Source organism: Mucilaginibacter sp. 21P, assembly GCF_019331605.1.
Classification (GTDB): Bacteria; Bacteroidota; Bacteroidia; order Sphingobacteriales; family Sphingobacteriaceae; genus Mucilaginibacter; species Mucilaginibacter achroorhodeus.
Window position 1 is genome coordinate 3,065,171 of the sequence record NZ_CP063061.1, and the last position, 18,836, is coordinate 3,084,006.

The window sequence follows — 18,836 nt, forward strand, 5'->3', positions numbered from 1 at the left end:
TATTATACCCACAAACGTAGCAAAATGGAGTATTAGTATATTATGTATTTTTCTTTAAAGCTGCCATCGGCATAAAGGTCTATCAGCCCATAACCCGGAAGGGTTTCGCGGCGGTTACCTTCCCACCATGCGCCGCTCACTGCACCATCACAAATGTAGGTTATATTGTTATAAACCAGTTTTTCGCGCAGATGAATGTGCCCGCTGAGGCAAAGCTTAACGTTTGGATGTTTATAAAACAGCGAAATGATCTTAGCTGTATCGGTATGCATATCACCACCAAGCATCACCCATTTGTTCACCACATGATCATCGATCAGGTTAGTTGCCGTTAATATCGGGATGTGCGACATCACCAGCACCGGCATTTTTGCATCGGTTTGCTGCAGTTCACTCTCCAGCCAATTAAACTGCTCGTCGCCTAACTTACCAATGTACCAGGTGCCATCAATATCCAGGTGTACGCTATCTAAAATGATAAACTTCCAACCGTTTTGAATAAAGCTGTAATAAGGTTTTGTAAGCTGCAACTGGGCCATGGCATATTGCTTACCATACACAGACAGATCTTTTTTATCTTCCTGCCACCAAATGTCGTGGTTGCCAAGGCAGTACTTAACAGGCAGGCTGCAATTATTTTGGATGATGCCTTTATATAGTTTCCACTGCGCGTCGATAGTGCTGAGCTGCTCCTTATTCATGTCAAAAACTATATCGCCGCCGTTCAGGATCAGGTCAACCTTCGGTGTTTGTTTCTGCAGGTGATGCAGGCATCGCGCAAACTTAGCAGGTGCGCCAAACTGGTCTTTCAAATGCACATCGGTGATATGAGCTATGCGCATTACCGGTTTTGCGGTACTGTTGATATTTGCTTTTGCTAATGCGGGTGCTAATAAACCCGCGCCTATTGACTTGAGTGCTATTCTTCTGTCCATACCGCAAGGTAGCTTATGTGTATTAATTAGGCGTTAAGGGGCTTGTTGGATTTTACGTGATCTCTTTCGGAGCGAGTGTTAATTATCAGATGAACTTTTAACGTAGTGATACGTTCCCACATCATGCCACGCCCAAGCTATCTTGATTTTGATAATAACAGCTATCCATGGAAGCCTGACGTAGATTACCGGAAGCACCCGGAAATATACAGGGTAGGCAAGGGAGAACAAGGTGTTTTAATATGCGAACCTTACAAAAGCGAAATAGGGAAATACTGGCGATTCAAGACACCTGAGATAGCCCGCGAAAGCAGTGATAAGATATTTGAACTGTTTGAACAATACCTTGCCAAAGGCGACTTTGTTGGCGCAGATATGAGTCGTAAATATTTGCAAATGGGTTACACCCGCGCCCGGAGGTACGCAAACTACAAAGGCGGCAAAAAATATGATGCCGACCACAACTACCAGCAATTAGAACGGGGAACAGGTGAAACCGCGAAAGCAGAAGCCGCTAAGATATTTTACGACAAATGGAAAGCCGCCGAAGCGAATGAAAGCTATACCATACAAAAACGGGATTGGAAAAAGAAATACGGTTGAAGGCTCATAAACGTCGATCTATCCGCATAAAAAGAGTGAGGTTATGCTTAACTACTAAAACATTTAATCTTTTATAAAGTTATCAACCAAAAACCTGCTAATCTTCATTAACTTGAAAACGCAAACCTCAAAACAAAAAACGCTTTATAACCTCCTGCTTATATTCGGGTTGGCTGCATTGCTTTGTGTTGAGGGTTATGCCGGTTGGCGCCTGCACGAACTCTCAAAACAGCAGGAAGAAATTAAAACAGATTACTCAAACGTTAATAACATTACGCTTGGCCTATTCTCAGTAGACCAATGGAAGGACGACATAAAAGGCATCATCAACCACCAGGTGAGGCATTTTGAGATGACCAAACAACAGCGTAAAGATCTGCAGAAAGAGGTTGAGCAGATCATTATGGCGTTGATCAACAAGGCAGAGGGTATCCTCAACCGTCCGCCTAAATCATTGGGTGGCAAGCTTAAAAAGTTTGCAATAAAAACCTTTGTAAATACTGATGACATTAAAGCCCAGGTGCCGGCTTTCGCCAAGAAAATAATTTCCCAGGCTGATAATCCTAACAATAAAAAACAGCTAAGCAAGCTGGCATTGGGCAAAGTTGCCGTACTTGAGCAGAGCGCTTATGTAGATAGCACACTTTCTGTTAAGGATTCTATCATGAACGTGGCTTTCAAAAAATATCATGTAAAGAGTCAGGATATTCTCAACAAAAAGCTAAACACATCTTTAAGCGAGATAAGAACACGGATGTATAACTATTCATTCGTGATGTTGGGCTGTGTGATATTTGTGTTGTTATTGTGGTGGTTGCTACGTAAACGCACCGAACTGCATGTGGCATTGTTCATCATGTCGTTACTGTTTGCATTTATCTTATTAGGTGTAGGCCTTACTGCGTCAATGTTAGAAGTAGATGCCCGGATAGGCTCGCTGGATTTTGTGCTGTTGGGCGAACATGTGACATTTAAAGACCAGGTGCTGTTCTTCCAAAGTAAAAGTATATTGGATGTGGTAGAGGTGCTGGTAAAACAACCCAAGCCCGATTCTATAGCAGTGGGTATCCTCATCCTTGTTTTCAGTATCCTGTTCCCGGTAATGAAATTATCTTCAACAGGGATACACTTGCTCAGCAAAAAGAAAATTGCCGAGAACAGGTTTATCAAATACTTTGCTTTCCAATCTGGGAAGTGGAGTATGGCCGATGTTATCGTGATCGCTATTTTGATGGTATTTATCGGACTGAACGGTTTGCTGCAAAGCCAGTTAGCTATGCTGGATATCCAGAGTGAGCCGCTTACCATCATCACCACAAATAATACCGCTTTGCAACCAGGCTACATCATATTCATCAGCTTTGTTGTTTACGGTTTGATACTATCAACCATATTGAAATTTATAACACCGCACGACGCGCATTAACTTATTATAATTACGAATGACCAACGCTAAACATATTTCTGCTGACAGCAAAAGGGCTAACATCCTGCTTGCTGCCGGGCTTATATTGCTTTTAGCGGTAGAGGTTTTTTGTGGCTATTGGGTTGATGTACTGTCTAAACGCCAGGAACAGCTTAAAGAGGATTACAGCGCTATCAATAATATCACGTTCGGGATTTTCTCAGTTGATCAATGGCGCGATAAGATTGTAGGGGTGGTGGATAGCCAGGTTACCGAGTACAAAATGACCCGGAAACAAAAGCAGCAAATGCAGGCCGCAGTTGAAAAGCAATTGAACGGACTGGTAACATCTACCGTTGCTGAGTTTAATAAGCCGCAAAAATCATTGGGCGGTAAACTTAAAAAGCTGGCTTTTAACGCGGTTGTAGATGTTGACGACATCCGTGCGCAGGTGCCGGGCTTCGCGCGAACCATTGTTACCAAAGTAAACAGTCCCACCAGCACAAAAAGATTAAAAGGAATAGTTACAAGCAAAATAGGCCAGCTAAGCCGTCAAACTTATGATAGCACAGCCGAAGCGCATACTACCCTAACTAAATTCATGTTCCGCAAATACCGGGTAACAAATGTGGAGCAATTTAACAAACAGTTAGATAAAGAGGCCAAGGAAATGACGGCTTTGATATACCGGTATGCATATGCCATGTTTGGCTGCGTGGTATTTGCATTGCTGTTGTGGTGGTTGTTGCGTAACGCTGTCCATCTCAGGACTACTTTGTTTGTGCTATCGTTGTGTATAGCATTTGTGCTGCTTGCGGTTGGGGTAACGGCTTCTATCATAGAAGTAGATGCGCGGATAAGTTCGCTTGATTTTATGTTGCTTGGCGAGAAGATAGGCTTTACCAACCAGGTGCTGTTTTACCAAAACAAAAGTATCATGGAGATCATTTGGGTGCTGCTTAGCCAGCCTAAACCCGATGCCATTGCAGTGGGTATTTTGCTGTTATTATTTGTTGTTATCCTTCCGGTGCTTATATTAATTGCAACAGGTATGTATGTGTCAGGTAATCAGCGTTTGTCTGAAAATAAAGTGGTACGCTACCTTGCGCTCGAGTCGGGAAAGTGGAATATTGCGGATGTAATGGTGGTAGGTATCCTCATGACCTATATTGGTCTTAACGGCATTCTACAAAGTCAGTTATCAGGACTTAACATGCACAGCGCTTCTTATAACGTAAGTACTGTTAACCAAACCGGTTTGCAGCCGGGTTATTTGATATTTGTGGCATACGTTGTTTATGAAACGGTGCTCAAACAAATATTAAAGCGCATTACCGGCAAAACAACTGTGCCACGTGCTCAAGCAACTGAAGCGTAATTTTCTCCGGTCTTCCGCTGTTGCATGCTGCGTAAAATTACAAGCCCGAACAATTAAGTTTTACAACTGTTAAAAAATGCTGTTATAACTATCGAGGGTAATTACTACCTTAACCGATGCTGCCTGTATCCGGCGCAAATTTTAATATCTTAATTATGCCAATGGCAAACGCGAAACCTAAAGACCTGGCCCTGCACGTGATGGAGAAGCTGCGGCACAGTAAATTAGCGCTGCCTGTACCAACACTATCCGTGCTCGAAGATCTTTTTGAGTGCGTTTTCTTTGCCAGCATGCGAACAGAGGAAAGTGATCTTGTAAAAGTGACTGTTACGCTGATCGATCCCAATAATCCCGATCCCCGCCCGCCTAAAAACCCAGTTGCCGAACGCTGGAGTGTAATAAAGTTTGATAAACGCACCGAGTTTACTGTTAAAAATATTGTAAAGCTATCAAAGGCAGCAGACCCGTCTACCACTTCACTTGCCGTTTATTACGATGATAGCGGTAAACTGTACATCTGGGGGATGATAGACCAAATGCTGCATTATCAGAGCTTTTTAAATTACGAATCTGATTTTGGCTCCGAGCAGCCCGGTATTTTCCAGGTTTTGGTTAATGATATAGGGACGCTTGATGTGATGTTTGATTATGAGTTGCTGGCAACACTTAAACAAAACATTTTAATAGCCAGGTATCTGGATGTTTTCACCATCGGGCCGGTATCCAAGATATTAAAAGATAACGCGGGGCATTTAAAGGATGATCTTAAAACCTTTTTGGCAGAGAGCCATGCGGCAGAAGATTTTGAAGATTGGGAGACCTTTGCCAATGGCTTATGGATCCAAACCCTATCGCGTTTGTTGTTACGGGTGCAAAACTATCACCACGGTGGCGGCATACTGATAACCGATAGTGAAGAGGATATCGACCTGAAATACAAGGTGCATTACGATAGACTAAAGATCGCTATCAGCAAGTTTGCCCGCGAAACCGTAAATAATTACGTGGCAGAAACGCTGATAGATGAACATTTGGAAGCCGGGAAAAGGTCTGTTGCCAAAGAGCACTATCAGGAAGAATCGCGCTCGTTGTTTTGCAGGCAACAAATAGCCGATGAGATAAAGGGCTGCATCGCTTTCCTGGCATCGCATACCTGTGTGGATGGGGTGCTGGTGTTTGATCGCGATATGGTATCAAAGGGCTTTGGCGGTGTGCTCAAATCCAAAAAAATGCCCAGGAAGATCTATGTGTCGCCTACGGCCACTGCAACGCCTAAATCACTTATTCCGGCAGACCCTAATCACTTTGGCACACGCCACAGGTCAATGATAGGCTACTGCTGGAATCATCCGGGCAGCCTGGGCCTGGTAGTTTCGCAAGATGGTGACATCAGGGCGTTTTACCGCATAGAGGAAAAGCTCATCATGTGGGAAAACATCAAAACGCAGCAATTTTTAAAGAGCCGCAAACTCAAGGTTAGTGCCATTAAACGTTGATTTTATCGTATTTAAAAGCTGATGTAAGGCAACAGCAATAACACGGCTATCAGCGGTATCAGCATTACAAATACACCATACTTTAAAAATTGCATAGCAGTAACGTTGATGTTTTCACGTCGTAAGGCGTTAAGCCATAAAATGGTGGCAAGCGAACCGGTTACAGATAAGTTTGGCCCAAGGTCGATGCCTATCAATATCGCCTTACGGATCAGATCTGATATATGAGACATCTGCGAGATCTCACCGGCAATTAAACCGGCAGGCAGGTTATTCACCAAATTACAGGCTACGGCTAAACCACTACCGGTCAAGAAAGATGCAGTTTTATCGTGTCCGGCGGCATTGCCAAACATCGCGTCAGCAAGCATATGTGTTACACCGGTTTGCGTAAGTGCTTCTACTATAACAAAAAGCCCTGCAACCAACGCCAGCACCCCCCACGAAACCTGTTTCAAAAAAACACCCATCGATTTTTTTGAAGTAATGCTGATGAGGACGGTACATAATAAACCGGTGATAAAGGTTGGCCAGCCTAATTGAATATCCAGCGCAGAACAGGTTAATAAAACAACAATGGTTAATATGATGCCGTAAAGTGCAAGTTTACCTGTTTTGCTAAGCACAGGTTGGGGTAGGTCAGATTCAAAAGTTTCTTTCAGTGATTTATTCTGCAGCCTTTTAAGCACCACGTAAGTAAGTACGATAACCACGATTGACGGCAGCAAGAAATGCCCCAGCCAGGTTAACAGCGATGGCAGTTCTTTTTGATAGATAACCAGGTTGGCAGGGTTTGATATCGGAAGCAGGAAAGACGCAGCATTTGCAACAAAGGCGCAAATAAGCAAATAGGGCAGGTTATTTTTAACACCCGCAGCCTGGCACGATGCAATAACCGCCGGCGTAAGCACAACTGCCGTGGCATCGTTGGAGAGTAAAGCGGTAACAACCGTACCGGCTACAAATATAAGCAGGAACAGTCGCTCAGCGGATCCTCGGGAGGCCCTTACCGTATAAGAAGCTATCCAGTCGAAAAGTTTTTCTTCACGGGCGGCTTCAGACAAAAGCATCATCCCGCTAAGGAAAAGATAAACGTCAGTGCCTTTGCCAACGCCTGTTGTTACGGTTTTAAACGAGATCAAACCAGTGATAAACAATATCAAAGCGCCGGCTACTGCCCAAACCGCTTCCGGAAGTTTAAAAGGCCTGATGATAACGCCGGCAATTGCAACTATTGAAATTGCCCAAATGATGTAATGGTTCATGTTTATGAAATACAATCGTTATCACAAGCTTTACGCAATTGTGTGCGGTAAGCCAACCAAATAACTATCGAAACTACGGCAAACAGGCCCAATATCATAAACGCCGGTTTAAAGCCTGTTTCCTGGGCCAGCCACCCGCCAATAGCCGGGCTTAGTGCCGCTCCTACGCCCTGCACCGTCATCACCGCGCCCTGGCCAACGTTTATACGCCCGGTGCCATTGAGTATGCGCGCCACCAGGCCGGGGACGGCAACACTTTGCAAACCGGCCCCAATACCATCAAGCATTTGAACAGGGTAAAGCCCGATATGATAATTCAGGTAGGATGCTATCAGTCCCCTGACGGGCAATGCCAGGAAGGACAGAAATATTACCAGCCAGTAGCCTTGTTTATCAGCCATTTTCATGGCAACAATTGATGCGCCTATCATTACCAGTTGCGCTATCACAATGGTCATGGCCACAAACATAGAGGCATTGCCGTTATTCTGGCTTGCCGCCCCCAAGCCGTATAAGGGCAGCATAGCACCATTACCAAGGTGGAAACAGGCCAATGCCGCGGCAAGTAATAACAGTGGTTTGCATTCAAACAACGCTTTAAACTGGCTTGCTTTATCACCCTCGTCGCCATTTTTTATGCCACGTGCGGCGCGGTCATCAATGGACTTAGATGGGATGGTGCACACGATAATTATGGACATTACACCAAAAGCAGCCGATAGGTAGAAGATGGCATGCATCCCATAAAGCATTCCCAATAAACCTGATAAACCTGCTCCAACCATGTTACCGGCATGGTTCCAGGCCTGGTTACGGCCATTTTGCCGGTTAAAGCCTTTTTGTTTTACAATGCCCAAAGTTATGGCCATTACAGCCGGTACTATTGCGGCACCTGCAATGGCTGTTGCAACCTGCGATAGGCCTACTATCCAGAAATCCTGCGATAGCAGTATGACTGCCGATGCCAGCACCGTACATACGCCGGGAATAATAACGTAGAGCTTTTTCTTCTTAGTCTGATCGATAAGAGCACCCGCAGGGATGGTAACCAGCACACCGGCTATGCCGCCGAGGCTCATTACGGTGCCTATGGCCCCGCTTTTCCATTGGTGTGCAAGCAGGAAAATACCCAAAAATGGGCCTATCCCGGCCTGCATATCGGCCATAAAAAAATTGAGCGCCTCTAATAATGCGCCAACGTTGGTTTTTTTAGCGCGTGTGGGGTTATGAACGGCTACTGATGACATACTGTGATCTTTAAAAACCAAATAACCGTCAGAGTAACATAAAAGTTGCAGAAATTTGAAATATAGCTATTAGCTATTAAATTCTGCATAAAAAGGGCAGATGTGAACGTCACACCTGCCCGGGATGTTATAGTAGTGAGGGGTATACACCAGACAAACTTTCGTTTATCATCAGCAAAAATAGAGCGGTTAATACCGTTAGAACAGGGTATTCGCCGGAGAGCTTATGACGAACGACAGAATCCACACCTTGGCCGACGAGTTCTCCACCAACTATTGCGGTACATTGTATACAATTGTATTTTAGCCTGATGGAACAAACGCTGAACTGCCTGGTGGTAGATGATGATAAAGAAGTAAACGCCTACGTATGTGATATGGTAAGGCAAACAGCTTTCCTGCATCTGGCCGGCAGTTTTTACAGCGCAGATGAAGCTTTGCCTACCCTCAGCAATGGTGGTATTGCTCTTCTTATTTTGGATATCAATCTGCCGGGTATTGATGGCGTTACCTTTGCCGGTATGCTCAAGAACGGCAGTGCAGGCACTATTCCAAAGGTGATATTGATAAGCGGTTCTAAAGAATATGCATTAGACGGCTACAAAGTTGATGCGATCGATTATCTGGTAAAGCCGTTCCAATACCCGGATTTTTACAAGGCCGCAACCAAAGCATTATCAATTTCCAAAGCAGTTAAACCTGCCGAAGCGTTAACCGACCATCTTTTCTTAAAAGTTGAGCATGCCCTGGTAAGAGTTGGTATTGCTGATATACTCTACGTGGAAAGTTTTAAAGATTATATTAAAGTTTTCACTACAACCGGGATGATCACCGCTTTATCCACCCTTAAATCCATCGAAGATAAATTGACACCGCACGGATTTATCCGTATCCACCGCTCGTTTATCATCAACCCTGCAAAAGTAGAGTCTATACAGCACATGACAGTTAAGATCGGGAACACAACTATACCGGTTACCGAGCAATACCGTGATGCTTTCCGCAAGCATTTTGAAGAATGGCTTTAACGTTTTCGGGGTGTATTTCGTCGTTCATGCTTGGGTTTCCGTCGAACAGGTTTTGTTAATTTTTCCCGCTGATGTTCATTTGAGTAAATTTTAAAATGAACAACTATGAAAAAGATTATTACTGCAACTTTAGCAATGGTGTTTTCTGTAGCCTGTTATGCCGGTAACGGTGAACTTTATGCTAAAAACGATTCGGCTAAGCTTAATCAGCAGATACTTAAATTAAACAAAAAGCTTACAGACCTTCAGCAGGAACTCGCTAAGATACAAGAGCGACTACCTGAAGAACAGGCAGCAGCCGAGGAAGCTTCTGTAAAATCTAACAAGGCTCAGGAAAAAAATCGCAAAGCAGCCGTGTACGCAGTTGGTGGTGATGCCGGCGATGCAAAAAAGGCTGCCAAAGCCGCTAAAAAAGCTGCCAACGAAACCAGCGATGCAGAAGATGCAGCTGAAAAGGTAGAGAAAGATCAAAAAAAAATAAAAGACCTTAACGAGGATATCGAAAAGTTAAAAGCCAAGCTGGATGAGGCACAGAAAAGCACAGATGCAAACCTTAATTAGGTTATGCCTGTTGTAATGCCATCTAAGCATGGCAACAACACGTGGTAACATCGGCGGCTTAATAAACCGTGTGGTATTTATATTCTTACTGTTCAGCTTAATTGTTACGGTTGGCTCATTTATTTTGCGCCATACCATAACAGTTAAGCTGGATAGTTTAAGCGCACAGCTAAAACAGCCTTCTTCAAACTCCCGGATAAGTGCTCTATTGCTTGATCTCGACCTGGCGGAGAACAGCTTTCAAAAGGCAAGCAGTACTGGTGACGTTGGTCAGCTGCAGGATTATCACAACAAAACAACTGCTATCTTCAAAGAGATATCTGCGATTATTGACAGGTATCAAAAAGGCCAAAAAACAGATCTGCCGCAAAGCAGTATGCGGTTAGCCAAGATATTGCAGGATAAGATGCAGTTAACGGCGCAGGTTTTTGAGCTGCGCAAAAGTTTTGATTCACTGGTTAAGGTAACTACCGTAGATAAATTACGCGGTAAACCTGTTGTAATTGCCCGCACCCGTACCAAAGAAAGTAAAATTGATTCAATTGTTTCTACACACAAGGAAACAACCAATAAAAGCCTTTTAAAACGATTAAGAGAGGCGTTTCAGCCTACGCAATCTGTTAAAGTTATCACACTTAAGCAAAAATCAAATACTACAACCAGTATTGCGGGTAAGGATGCAAGCGGACTACTTACCGAGTTGAGTTCACAATACGGTCGCATTGCCCAGTCAGCCCAGGCATTGGTTTTAGCTAATCTGAACCTGTTAACAGGTTTAAGGCATTTGATAACCCAACTGGATGATATTGACCGGATGGCCTATCAGCAAAATCGCGAGGCTACGTTAAAGGCTTATTCATCTGCTGCCCGTGATCTAAACACCTTTTCGGGCGTGGCAACTGTTGCCATGCTTGTATTTATTTTTATGCTTTTCATCTACGTGCGTCGTGCTGCCTGGGCAGAACGTCGGTTGTTAGTTGAAAGCAAGAGGGCCGTAAAGCTGGCCAGCCAAAAATCGGAGATACTGGCTATCATGAGCCACGAGATCAGGAATAAGCTTATGGCTATAAACGGCAGCGTTTTCACACTTAAACGCACCGAGCTAACCACGCAGCAGGAGCAGCGGATCAATAACATCAACCTGGCATCAGGCTTAATTTTAGAAACGGTTAACAACGTGCTGGATGTAAGCAAGCTGGAGCAGGGCTATGCACAAACCCGTAAAAGCGGCCCTTTTGTACCCGGTGATGCCATTGCAGATGCGGTTGATGCCATGCGCTTTATGGCAGAAAACAAAGGACTCCAACTTTCTTTTAATCAGCAGGATGGTGTGTTTGCAACCGTTAACGGTGATGGTTTTAAATTGAAACAGGTAATGCTGAACCTGCTTAGTAACGCCTTAAAGTATACTGAAAAAGGAGGCATTACAGTTAATAGCCAATTAACTAAAGAACTTGTCTTAAACGTAGAAGTAAAAGACACCGGGGCAGGCATCCCGCAGGAGGAGCAGGCAAAACTATTTACACCTTACTACCAGGCTGCGGGCCACAAACCAGGCACCGGACTTGGCTTATACCTCTGCAGAGAAATGATACGAAACCAGGGCGGCGAGATCAGTCTCACCAGCACTTATGGCGAGGGAACGACGATAAGTTTTTCAATACCTTATCAGGGAGATTGAAGGATATACATATTTTAGGTTACCTATTCGCTTCTTCTAATATTTTTTTTACCCGTTCAACGCTGGTAAGGTCAAGGCTAAATTCGTCACTCATGCCTTCGCTCATCAGAATATGGTCGTTTTTGTATTGCATGCCGCCCTGTACTTTAGCACGGGCAGATGAATGCACTTCTGTAATGTTAGTGTAATGCACCAAATCGGCAACGTTGCCTTCAGTCACGCCGCTGCCGGCCATAATGCTGATGCGGCCCGCTGCCCGCTCAACCAGGTGAGCAATAGTGCTGGCACCTTCCATTGCGGTAGTTTTACCACCGGATGTAAGGATGCGCTCGCAGCCTATCTCGATTATATCCTCCAGTGCCTTAAAATGATCGTTACACATGTCAAAAGCACGGTGGAAGGTAACGCCCAGTCCCCATTGCTTGGCAAAGCGTACCAGTTCGGCGCAGCGTTCTTTGTCGATACTGCCATCGGCCTTAAGCATACCTATCACAACACCATCGCAGCCCGCTTCAACACAATTGCGGATATCGGCCTGCATTATCTCGTACTCCAGGTCGTTATATAAAAAATCACCACGGCGGGGCCTTATCAATACATAAAGTTTGATGTGCAGATGTTTACGGGCTAAGAGTATTTGCCCGGCAGATGGGGTAGTGCCACCTTCTGCAAGGTTTTCACAAAGTTCCACGCGTATAGCGCCGCCATCCTGTGCGGCAATTGCCGATTGCGCTGAGTTGGCACATACTTCAAGATTAACTTTGTGGGAGTATTCTGTTGTCATAAGGTAAAGATGTTGGAGTGGATAAGACGACCATCCACCACTGAATCATCAAAAATACAAATTGTATTTACTTGCCGTCTTTATAAAAATATTTTCCGGGGATCAGGGTATCCTGTTTATTACTGTCGCAAACAGCGAAAGAAAAACCATCCTGCAGGGCATACGCACCATATTCACCCTTTTTGTTTATAGCAAGGAAACCTACCTGGATCTGTTTAGCGATTTCCGGCTTCTTTTTAATGATACGTTGTACCGCCTCTTTACATGCATCCTCCGGCGAAAGGCCCTGGCGCATTAGTTCAACCACCAAAAAGCTGCCCACATTCCGGATAACCTCTTCACCAACGCCCGTAGACGTGGCACCGCCAACTTCGTTATCTATATATAAACCCGCACCAATGATGGGGCTGTCGCCAACCCGGCCGTGCATTTTAAACGCCATACCGCTTGTTGTACATGCACCACCAATGTTGCCTTTTGCATCAAGCGCAAGCATACCAATAGTATCATGATTGTACTTGCTGCCCTGGCGGCTTTGCTGGTTCTCAATATTCATCACCGGCGAATATTTTGCAGTTTTAAGCCATTTTTTCCAGGCTGCGCGAGACTCGGGCGTTAATAATTTTTCGGGTTTAATGCCTTGCTCAATGGCAAACTGGCGCGCGCCATCGCCCACCAACATCACGTGCGGCGTTTTATCCATTACCAACCGAGCTACAGAAATAGGGTGCGCAATGTCTTCCATCGCCGCAACAGAACCGCAGTTACCGTTCTCGTCCATAATACAGGCATCAAGGGTTACAAAACCGTCACGGTCCGGGTAACCTGCGCGGCCAACGGTATGGTTTTTCATATCGGCTTCAGGGATGCGAACACCTGCCTCAACCGCGTCTACCGCGCGGCCGCCTTTTTCTAATACCTTCCACGCCGCCTTGTTAGCTGCAATACCAAAATCCCACGTTGAAATTACAATGGGAAACTTTTTCTCTGCTGTTTTGTATAAATTTTTTGCAATTGCTGATCTGGAAATAGCAGCCACAGAAGCAGTTGCTGCAGAAAGTTTTAAAAATTTACGGCGATTATACATAGGTTAAATATAGCAAACCTAAACAAAGGGTACATAATGTATCAGGTTTGATACATGAAATTTAACTCGCAATAACGCCGAAAATAACAGCGGATAACTATTAGTCAAATTCGCGCTGGCAATTGTAGCAATACCATTCGCTCTTCCCTTTAAATGATAGCAAACCGGATAGGGTTGAAATCAGGCCCGAAATACCTGTTGTTGTATCATCAGCCAAACGATGTTTAACATTAGTAGAGGCACAATACGGGCAGGCAACCGCGTTATCTTCTTCATCTATTTCAACATGGTCCTGCTCATGCAGGTCGCCCTCATCTGCAAGTATAGCCCGGCAGCGCTCCAGATCACGTTCAAATATTTTAAGTTTTATACCGCCCACGGCTGTATTGTAGAAGGGGTTGGCAGCAATAACGTTCTCATCAGCAATAAAGCATGGAATGCCGGCATCCTCTAAGCGCGTACGCACAATATGGGCCAGCATGGGGTCGTAGTAGCTTTCAAATGTTATGATATTATCCTCGGTAGATTGTGCCATAATTAATCAACATTTTTACTAAGATACGGTGTTTTTTATTTAATTTGAGGCATGAACCGCATCGACCGTATATCTGCTATTTTAATACAACTGCAATCGCGCAGGGTAGTGAAAGCCAGCGATATTGCCGAAAGGTTTGGTATAAGTTTGCGTACGGTTTACCGCGACGTGCGTTCGTTAGAAGAAGCCGGCGTGCCCGTTATAGGTGAAGCGGGCGTAGGTTACTCGCTGGTTGATGGTTACAGGCTGCCGCCAATTATGTTTACCCGCGAAGAAGCAACCGCTTTTCTTACTGCAGAAAAGTTTGTTGAGCAGATGACGGATGCATCGACTGCGGCGCAGCATCGCTCCGCTATGTACAAAATAAGGGCTATCCTCAAAACATCTGAAAAAGACCTTTTGGACAGCATGGAAGGTAATATCGAGGTTTTTAAAAGTACGGTACAACGTAAGATAGAGAACCAGGATCACATCCAAACCATCCTTAACGGTATCATAAGCAAAACGGTGCTTTGTATAGAATACCTGGCCGGTTACACGCAAGTAAAGACCAAACGCGAGATCGAGCCAATCGGGATATTTTATCTCGATAGTTTCTGGCACCTGATAGCCTGGTGCCGCATGCGTAAAGATTACCGCGATTTCAGACTCGACAGGATACAATCATTAACGGAAATGCCTGATAAATTTGAAGGCAAACATCCAACACTTAAGGATTACATCGCCCAAACGGCATCAGAGCATAAATTAGAAACGGTAATAATGCGGGTTGATAAAAAAACCATGCCGTATCTGAGTTATCAAAAATATTATAATGGCTTCGTATCAGAAAAGGACGCCGGGGAGCAGACAGAAATGACTTTCCTTACAAACTCAATCGAAGGCTTTGCCCGCTGGTACATGATGTTTGGCGACTCGGCAGATATTGTTAGTCCACCGTATTTAAGGGATAGGGTTGGGGAGTTGCTGGATGCTGTGAGTAAGAGGGCTGGGGGAGTGGCGGTGTAGGGAGACTATTTGTTTTGAACCTCGATTAACCTGATCAAATGATGTCGTAATTACAAGCCGTGTCATTGCGAGGAGCTACAGCGACGTAGCAATCTCATAGGCAAGATCGGTGTGCTTGTGCTATAAGACTGCCATGCTATCGCTCGCAATGACATGATCTTTTACTTTTAATTTTGACTTTAACTTCAATACCCTCCTGACATACAGTTGTCATCACACACCATTTCTTTGCTGTAATGTTATATTAAAACTAAACATATCAAAAAATGGAAAAGCTCACATTAATAACCAGTATCAGTATTAATGCGCAGCAAGCCGAGGTTTGGAAAGGACTGACCGATCCTGAAATTGTAAAACAGTACTTCTTTGGCACCACCGTAAACTCCGACTGGAAACCCGGTAGCTCCATCACCTTCAGCGGCGAGTGGGAAGGCAAAGCTTATCAAGATAAGGGCACCATAAAAGAAATTGAACCCGGTAAATATGTAAAGTACACTTACTGGAGCAGCATGAGCGGCACGGAAGATAAGCCGGAGAACTACGCCGATGTAAGCTATTCGCTGGATGAAAACGACGGCGTTACAACGCTAATCTTAACGCAGGATAATATAAAAGACGAAGCATCTAGAAAGCATTCTGAAGAGAACTGGCAAATGGTATTAGGCGGATTAAAGAAAATATTAGAAAAATAACATTACCACCATCAGCGGACGAAGCTTAATCGTTGTCCGCTTTTTTCATTGCTGAAACTGCCGTTCTCGTAAGCCAGGTTACCCGATACAATGGTGCTCACCACCTGCGAGCGGAAAGTAGCTTCCTCAAACGGTGACCAGCCGCATTTGTAAAGGATGTTGCCTTTGTTTACCTGCCATGGTTTGTTCAGGTTAACCAAAACCAGATCTGCCCAGTAGCCTTCGCGTACAAAGCCGCGTTTCTCTACCTGGAATATGGTGGCCACGTTATGCGCCATCTTTTCAGCTATTTGCGCGAGGGTAATTTTACCGTGGTGATAAAGCTCCAGCATGGCTACAAGCGCATGCTGCACCAGCGGCCCGCCGGATGGGGCCTGTAAGTAGTTTTGTTCCTTTTCGGCAAGTGTATGGGGGGCATGGTCGGTGGCAATTACATCTATTCGGCCGTCAAGCACTGCTTTCAAGATCTCATCGCGGTCAGCCGCCGTTTTCACTGCCGGGTTCCATTTGATGAAATTGCCCTTGGTCTCATAATCTGCATCGCTGAACCACATGTGGTGAATGCAGGCTTCGGCAGTGATGCGTTTTTCTGCAAGCGGAATATCATTGCTAAATAAATGAGTCTCCTTACCGGTAGATATGTGCAGGATGTGTAAACGTGTATTGTGTTTTTTAGCCAGTTCTACCGCCATCGATGATGATAGGTAGCAAGCTTCCTCACTACGGATAATAGGGTGGTAACGCACAGGTATGTCATCGCCCATCAATTCCTTATAATGGGCCAAATTGCGCCTAATGGTTGCCTCATCCTCGCAGTGGGTAGCAATTAGCATGGGCGAATTGGCAAACAAATTCTCCAGTGTGGTGCGGTTATCCACAAGCATATTACCGGTTGAGGAGCCCATGAAAACCTTTACACCGCAAACGTTTTTAATATCCGTCTTTAAAACTTCGTCAAGGTTATCGTTAGAGGCACCCATAAAAAATGAGTAGTTAGCTAACGAATCTTTTGCACCTATCTGGTATTTCTCCTCAAGCAGTTCTTGTGTAAGCGTGTTAGGTACGGTGTTAGGCATCTCCATAAAAGAAGTGATGCCACCTGCAACTGCCGCCCGCGATTCTGTATAGATATTCCCCTTATGCGTTAATCCCGGCTCGCGAAAATGCACCTGGTCATCAATCGCGCCGGGGAACAGATGCAAGCCTTCCGCATTGATTTCGCGGTCGGCAATGATATTGATACTGCTGTCAACGCGTTCAATAACACCGTCTTTAACCAGCACATCGCCGGTAAATTCTTTGCCTTCGTTAACTATAGTAGCTGCTTTGATGAGGATGGATGACATGGCGGTAAAAATAGTGATTAGTGGGTAAAAATTAGAGATTAGTTGCTTTGTGATTAGAGATTAGTAGGTGATCACTCTACGCTTTCAACTAATCTCTAATCTCCAACCTCTAATTAACTAAACCCAAAACCTTATCTTTGCGCCCATGGCAGAAACTTTTGATGATTTTAAATTTAACCGGCAGATATTAAATGCCATTGCCGATGCCGGTTACACACAGCCAACCCCCATACAGCAAAAAGCAATCCCGCCGATATTGAACGGGCAGGACGTGATGGGCATAGCACAAACAGGTACCGGTAAAACTGCGGCCTACGTGTTGCCATTGCTGATGAAATTGAAGTATGCCCAAGGCGAAAACCCGCGTGCACTTATCGTATCGCCCACGCGGGAACTTGCCATGCAGATAGAGGAGAATATCCGCACGTTTGCAGCCAATACAGACCTGCGTACGGTGGTATTATATGGTGGTTTGGGCCCAAAAACACAGATCGAACAAGTTAATAAAGGTGTGGATATTATTGTGGCTACACCCGGCCGCTTCCTGGATATTTACATTGCCGGCCATATTGTTACAAAACAGTTGCAAACCCTTGTGCTTGATGAGGCTGATAAAATGATGGATATGGGCTTTATGCCGCAGATAAACCGCATTTTAGAAGTTGTGCCTGTTAAACGACAGAACCTGCTTTTTTCTGCAACCATGAGCGATAAAGTGCATAGTTTGGCAGGTAATTTTTTGGAGTTCCCTACAGTAATTGAGGTAACCCCGCAGGCTACGGCCGCAGAAACCGTGGAGCAGCAGTTATACCAGGTTCCCAATATTAAAACCAAAATAAACCTGTTAAAGACCTTGTTGGACAGAGAAGATGATATCAAAAAACTCATCATCTTTTGTAAAACAAGGGTAGTGGCCGAAGATGTTTTTAAATTTCTTGCACGTAAGTTTGGCGAGGCGGAGGTAAAAGTGTTACACGCCAATAAGGGGCAAAACACCAGGATAAATTCCATCAATTCTTTTAAGAACGATGAGGTAAAGATATTGGTTGCTACCGACGTTGCATCGCGCGGCATTGACGTAAGCGACGTAAGTCACGTGATAAACTTTGATGTACCCGTGGTAATAGAGGATTATGTGCATAGGATAGGTCGTACAGGCAGGGCCTATAATAAGGGTGTTGCAATCACATTTGCTACACCATCTGAACAGTATTATCTAAATAAGATACAAAAGCTTATTCGCCAGATCATCCCTGTGCTTGAAATACCTGCGGAAGTATTTATAGAAGAAACCCCTTACCAGGAGCGACAGGACCAGGCACGTGAGATAGATCTGCAAAAACGTAAAGAAGACCCTGACTTTAAGGGAGCCTTCCATGAAAAGAAATCAGCCAATCAGCACAAGAAATTTGATGCCGAAAAAGCAAAACGAAACCCTAACCATCCAAGTAATAAAAAACCATCTAAACAAAATGGCGGAGCAAAACGATCAGGCCGGAAACGTTAACCAGCAACGCAAATTCAGGATAAGTCCTCTGAATTTCGCTACGGCTTTTTTCTTTATTGCAGCAGGTTATTTGTTTTTTACCGGCGCCAAAATTACGGGTATGCCAAGCGGAAACTGGGGCACTACAGTAGCGTGGATCTTTATCCTGTTCGGAGTTGTTGTGTCATTTTTAGATCTTATTTTCCGCAATTTCTTTACGATAACCAAAAACCTGTGGATTGTAGAGCTAAGCTTTATAACTTTGGTGCTGATAATTTTTTTCCTTGTTAAATAGTACT

Annotated in this window: 18 protein-coding genes; 11 read left to right on the top strand and 7 right to left on the bottom strand. The window is 44.5% G+C overall.

Features of this window, described 5'->3' with window-relative positions; translation table 11 throughout:
* Nucleotides 1-32: 32 nt before the first annotated feature.
* Nucleotides 33-935: a metallophosphoesterase gene (locus INP83_RS13790; protein ID WP_219124699.1), complete on the bottom strand. Its 903-nt coding sequence runs from the start codon at nt 933-935 to the stop codon at nt 33-35.
* A gap of 105 nt (nt 936-1,040) precedes the next feature.
* Between INP83_RS13790 and INP83_RS13795 the strand changes: the two genes are divergently transcribed.
* The 4 genes from INP83_RS13795 to INP83_RS13810 all read left to right on the top strand — a co-directional run bounded on the left by INP83_RS13795 (nt 1,041) and on the right by INP83_RS13810 (nt 5,817).
* Entirely contained in the window at nt 1,041-1,538 is a 498-nt protein-coding gene (locus tag INP83_RS13795; protein ID WP_255563157.1) for a DUF4385 domain-containing protein, read from the top strand.
* Between the two features lie 112 nt (nt 1,539-1,650).
* A complete protein-coding gene (locus INP83_RS13800; RefSeq protein WP_255563158.1) occupies nt 1,651-2,964 on the top strand; it encodes a paraquat-inducible protein A in 1,314 nt (437 codons plus the stop codon).
* A 16-nt stretch (nt 2,965-2,980) separates the two neighbouring features.
* The gene (locus INP83_RS13805) at nt 2,981-4,321 is read left to right on the top strand and encodes a paraquat-inducible protein A (protein WP_219124700.1); all 1,341 of its coding nucleotides are present in this window, start codon (nt 2,981-2,983) and stop codon (nt 4,319-4,321) included.
* Nucleotides 4,322-4,482: 161 nt separating this feature from the next.
* Nucleotides 4,483-5,817, top strand: a complete 1,335-nt coding sequence (locus INP83_RS13810; protein WP_219124701.1) for a putative sensor domain DACNV-containing protein — start codon at nt 4,483-4,485, stop codon at nt 5,815-5,817.
* Nucleotides 5,818-5,828: 11 nt separating this feature from the next.
* Here the strand turns inward: INP83_RS13810 and INP83_RS13815 are convergent, their stop codons facing one another.
* Together INP83_RS13815 and INP83_RS13820 are read right to left on the bottom strand one after the other, a co-directional pair.
* On the bottom strand, nt 5,829-7,082 hold the full coding sequence (locus INP83_RS13815; protein ID WP_219124702.1) for an arsenic transporter: 1,254 nt from the start codon (nt 7,080-7,082) through the stop codon (nt 5,829-5,831).
* 2 nt (nt 7,083-7,084) lie between these two features.
* Nucleotides 7,085-8,329, bottom strand: a complete 1,245-nt coding sequence (locus INP83_RS13820; RefSeq protein ID WP_219124703.1) for an MFS transporter — start codon at nt 8,327-8,329, stop codon at nt 7,085-7,087.
* 311 nt (nt 8,330-8,640) lie between these two features.
* Between INP83_RS13820 and INP83_RS13825 the strand changes: the two genes are divergently transcribed.
* The 3 genes from INP83_RS13825 (at nt 8,641) to INP83_RS13835 (ending at nt 11,599) form a co-directional block, all read left to right on the top strand.
* Nucleotides 8,641-9,357 (top strand): LytTR family DNA-binding domain-containing protein, encoded by a 717-nt coding sequence (locus tag INP83_RS13825; protein WP_219124704.1) that lies wholly within the window; start codon nt 8,641-8,643, stop codon nt 9,355-9,357.
* 105 nt (nt 9,358-9,462) lie between these two features.
* Nucleotides 9,463-9,918, top strand: coding sequence for a hypothetical protein (locus tag INP83_RS13830; RefSeq protein ID WP_219124705.1), 456 nt, complete (start codon nt 9,463-9,465; stop codon nt 9,916-9,918).
* Between the two features lie 28 nt (nt 9,919-9,946).
* Entirely contained in the window at nt 9,947-11,599 is a 1,653-nt protein-coding gene (locus tag INP83_RS13835; protein ID WP_219124706.1) for a HAMP domain-containing sensor histidine kinase, read from the top strand.
* Between the two features lie 19 nt (nt 11,600-11,618).
* Here INP83_RS13835 and INP83_RS13840 read toward each other — a convergent pair whose 3' ends face one another.
* The 3 genes from INP83_RS13840 to INP83_RS13850 form a co-directional block, all read right to left on the bottom strand.
* The gene (locus INP83_RS13840) at nt 11,619-12,383 is read right to left on the bottom strand and encodes a copper homeostasis protein CutC (RefSeq protein WP_219124707.1); all 765 of its coding nucleotides are present in this window, start codon (nt 12,381-12,383) and stop codon (nt 11,619-11,621) included.
* A 67-nt stretch (nt 12,384-12,450) separates the two neighbouring features.
* Nucleotides 12,451-13,470, bottom strand: coding sequence for a N(4)-(beta-N-acetylglucosaminyl)-L-asparaginase (locus INP83_RS13845; protein WP_219124708.1), 1,020 nt, complete (start codon nt 13,468-13,470; stop codon nt 12,451-12,453).
* Nucleotides 13,471-13,570: 100 nt separating this feature from the next.
* Nucleotides 13,571-14,005, bottom strand: a complete 435-nt coding sequence (locus INP83_RS13850; protein ID WP_219124709.1) for a DUF2007 domain-containing protein — start codon at nt 14,003-14,005, stop codon at nt 13,571-13,573.
* Between the two features lie 51 nt (nt 14,006-14,056).
* On the opposite strand from INP83_RS13850, the gene INP83_RS13855 reads away from it, so the two are divergent.
* Both INP83_RS13855 and INP83_RS13860 read left to right on the top strand, forming a co-directional pair.
* Nucleotides 14,057-15,013, top strand: a complete 957-nt coding sequence (locus tag INP83_RS13855; protein ID WP_146272184.1) for a YafY family protein — start codon at nt 14,057-14,059, stop codon at nt 15,011-15,013.
* Nucleotides 15,014-15,279: 266 nt separating this feature from the next.
* Nucleotides 15,280-15,705 (top strand): SRPBCC domain-containing protein, encoded by a 426-nt coding sequence (locus INP83_RS13860; protein WP_219124710.1) that lies wholly within the window; start codon nt 15,280-15,282, stop codon nt 15,703-15,705.
* An 11-nt stretch (nt 15,706-15,716) separates the two neighbouring features.
* Here INP83_RS13860 and INP83_RS13865 read toward each other — a convergent pair whose 3' ends face one another.
* Nucleotides 15,717-17,051, bottom strand: coding sequence for a dihydroorotase (locus tag INP83_RS13865; protein ID WP_219124711.1), 1,335 nt, complete (start codon nt 17,049-17,051; stop codon nt 15,717-15,719).
* A 145-nt stretch (nt 17,052-17,196) separates the two neighbouring features.
* Here INP83_RS13865 and INP83_RS13870 point away from each other — a divergent pair, with 145 nt between their 5' ends.
* Together INP83_RS13870 and INP83_RS13875 are read left to right on the top strand one after the other, a co-directional pair.
* A complete protein-coding gene (locus INP83_RS13870) occupies nt 17,197-18,558 on the top strand; it encodes a DEAD/DEAH box helicase (protein ID WP_219124712.1) in 1,362 nt (453 codons plus the stop codon).
* The gene (locus INP83_RS13875) at nt 18,524-18,832 is read left to right on the top strand and encodes a hypothetical protein (RefSeq protein ID WP_146272188.1); all 309 of its coding nucleotides are present in this window, start codon (nt 18,524-18,526) and stop codon (nt 18,830-18,832) included. The genes INP83_RS13870 and INP83_RS13875 overlap by 35 nt, the downstream gene beginning before the upstream one ends.
* Nucleotides 18,833-18,836 lie beyond the last annotated feature (4 nt).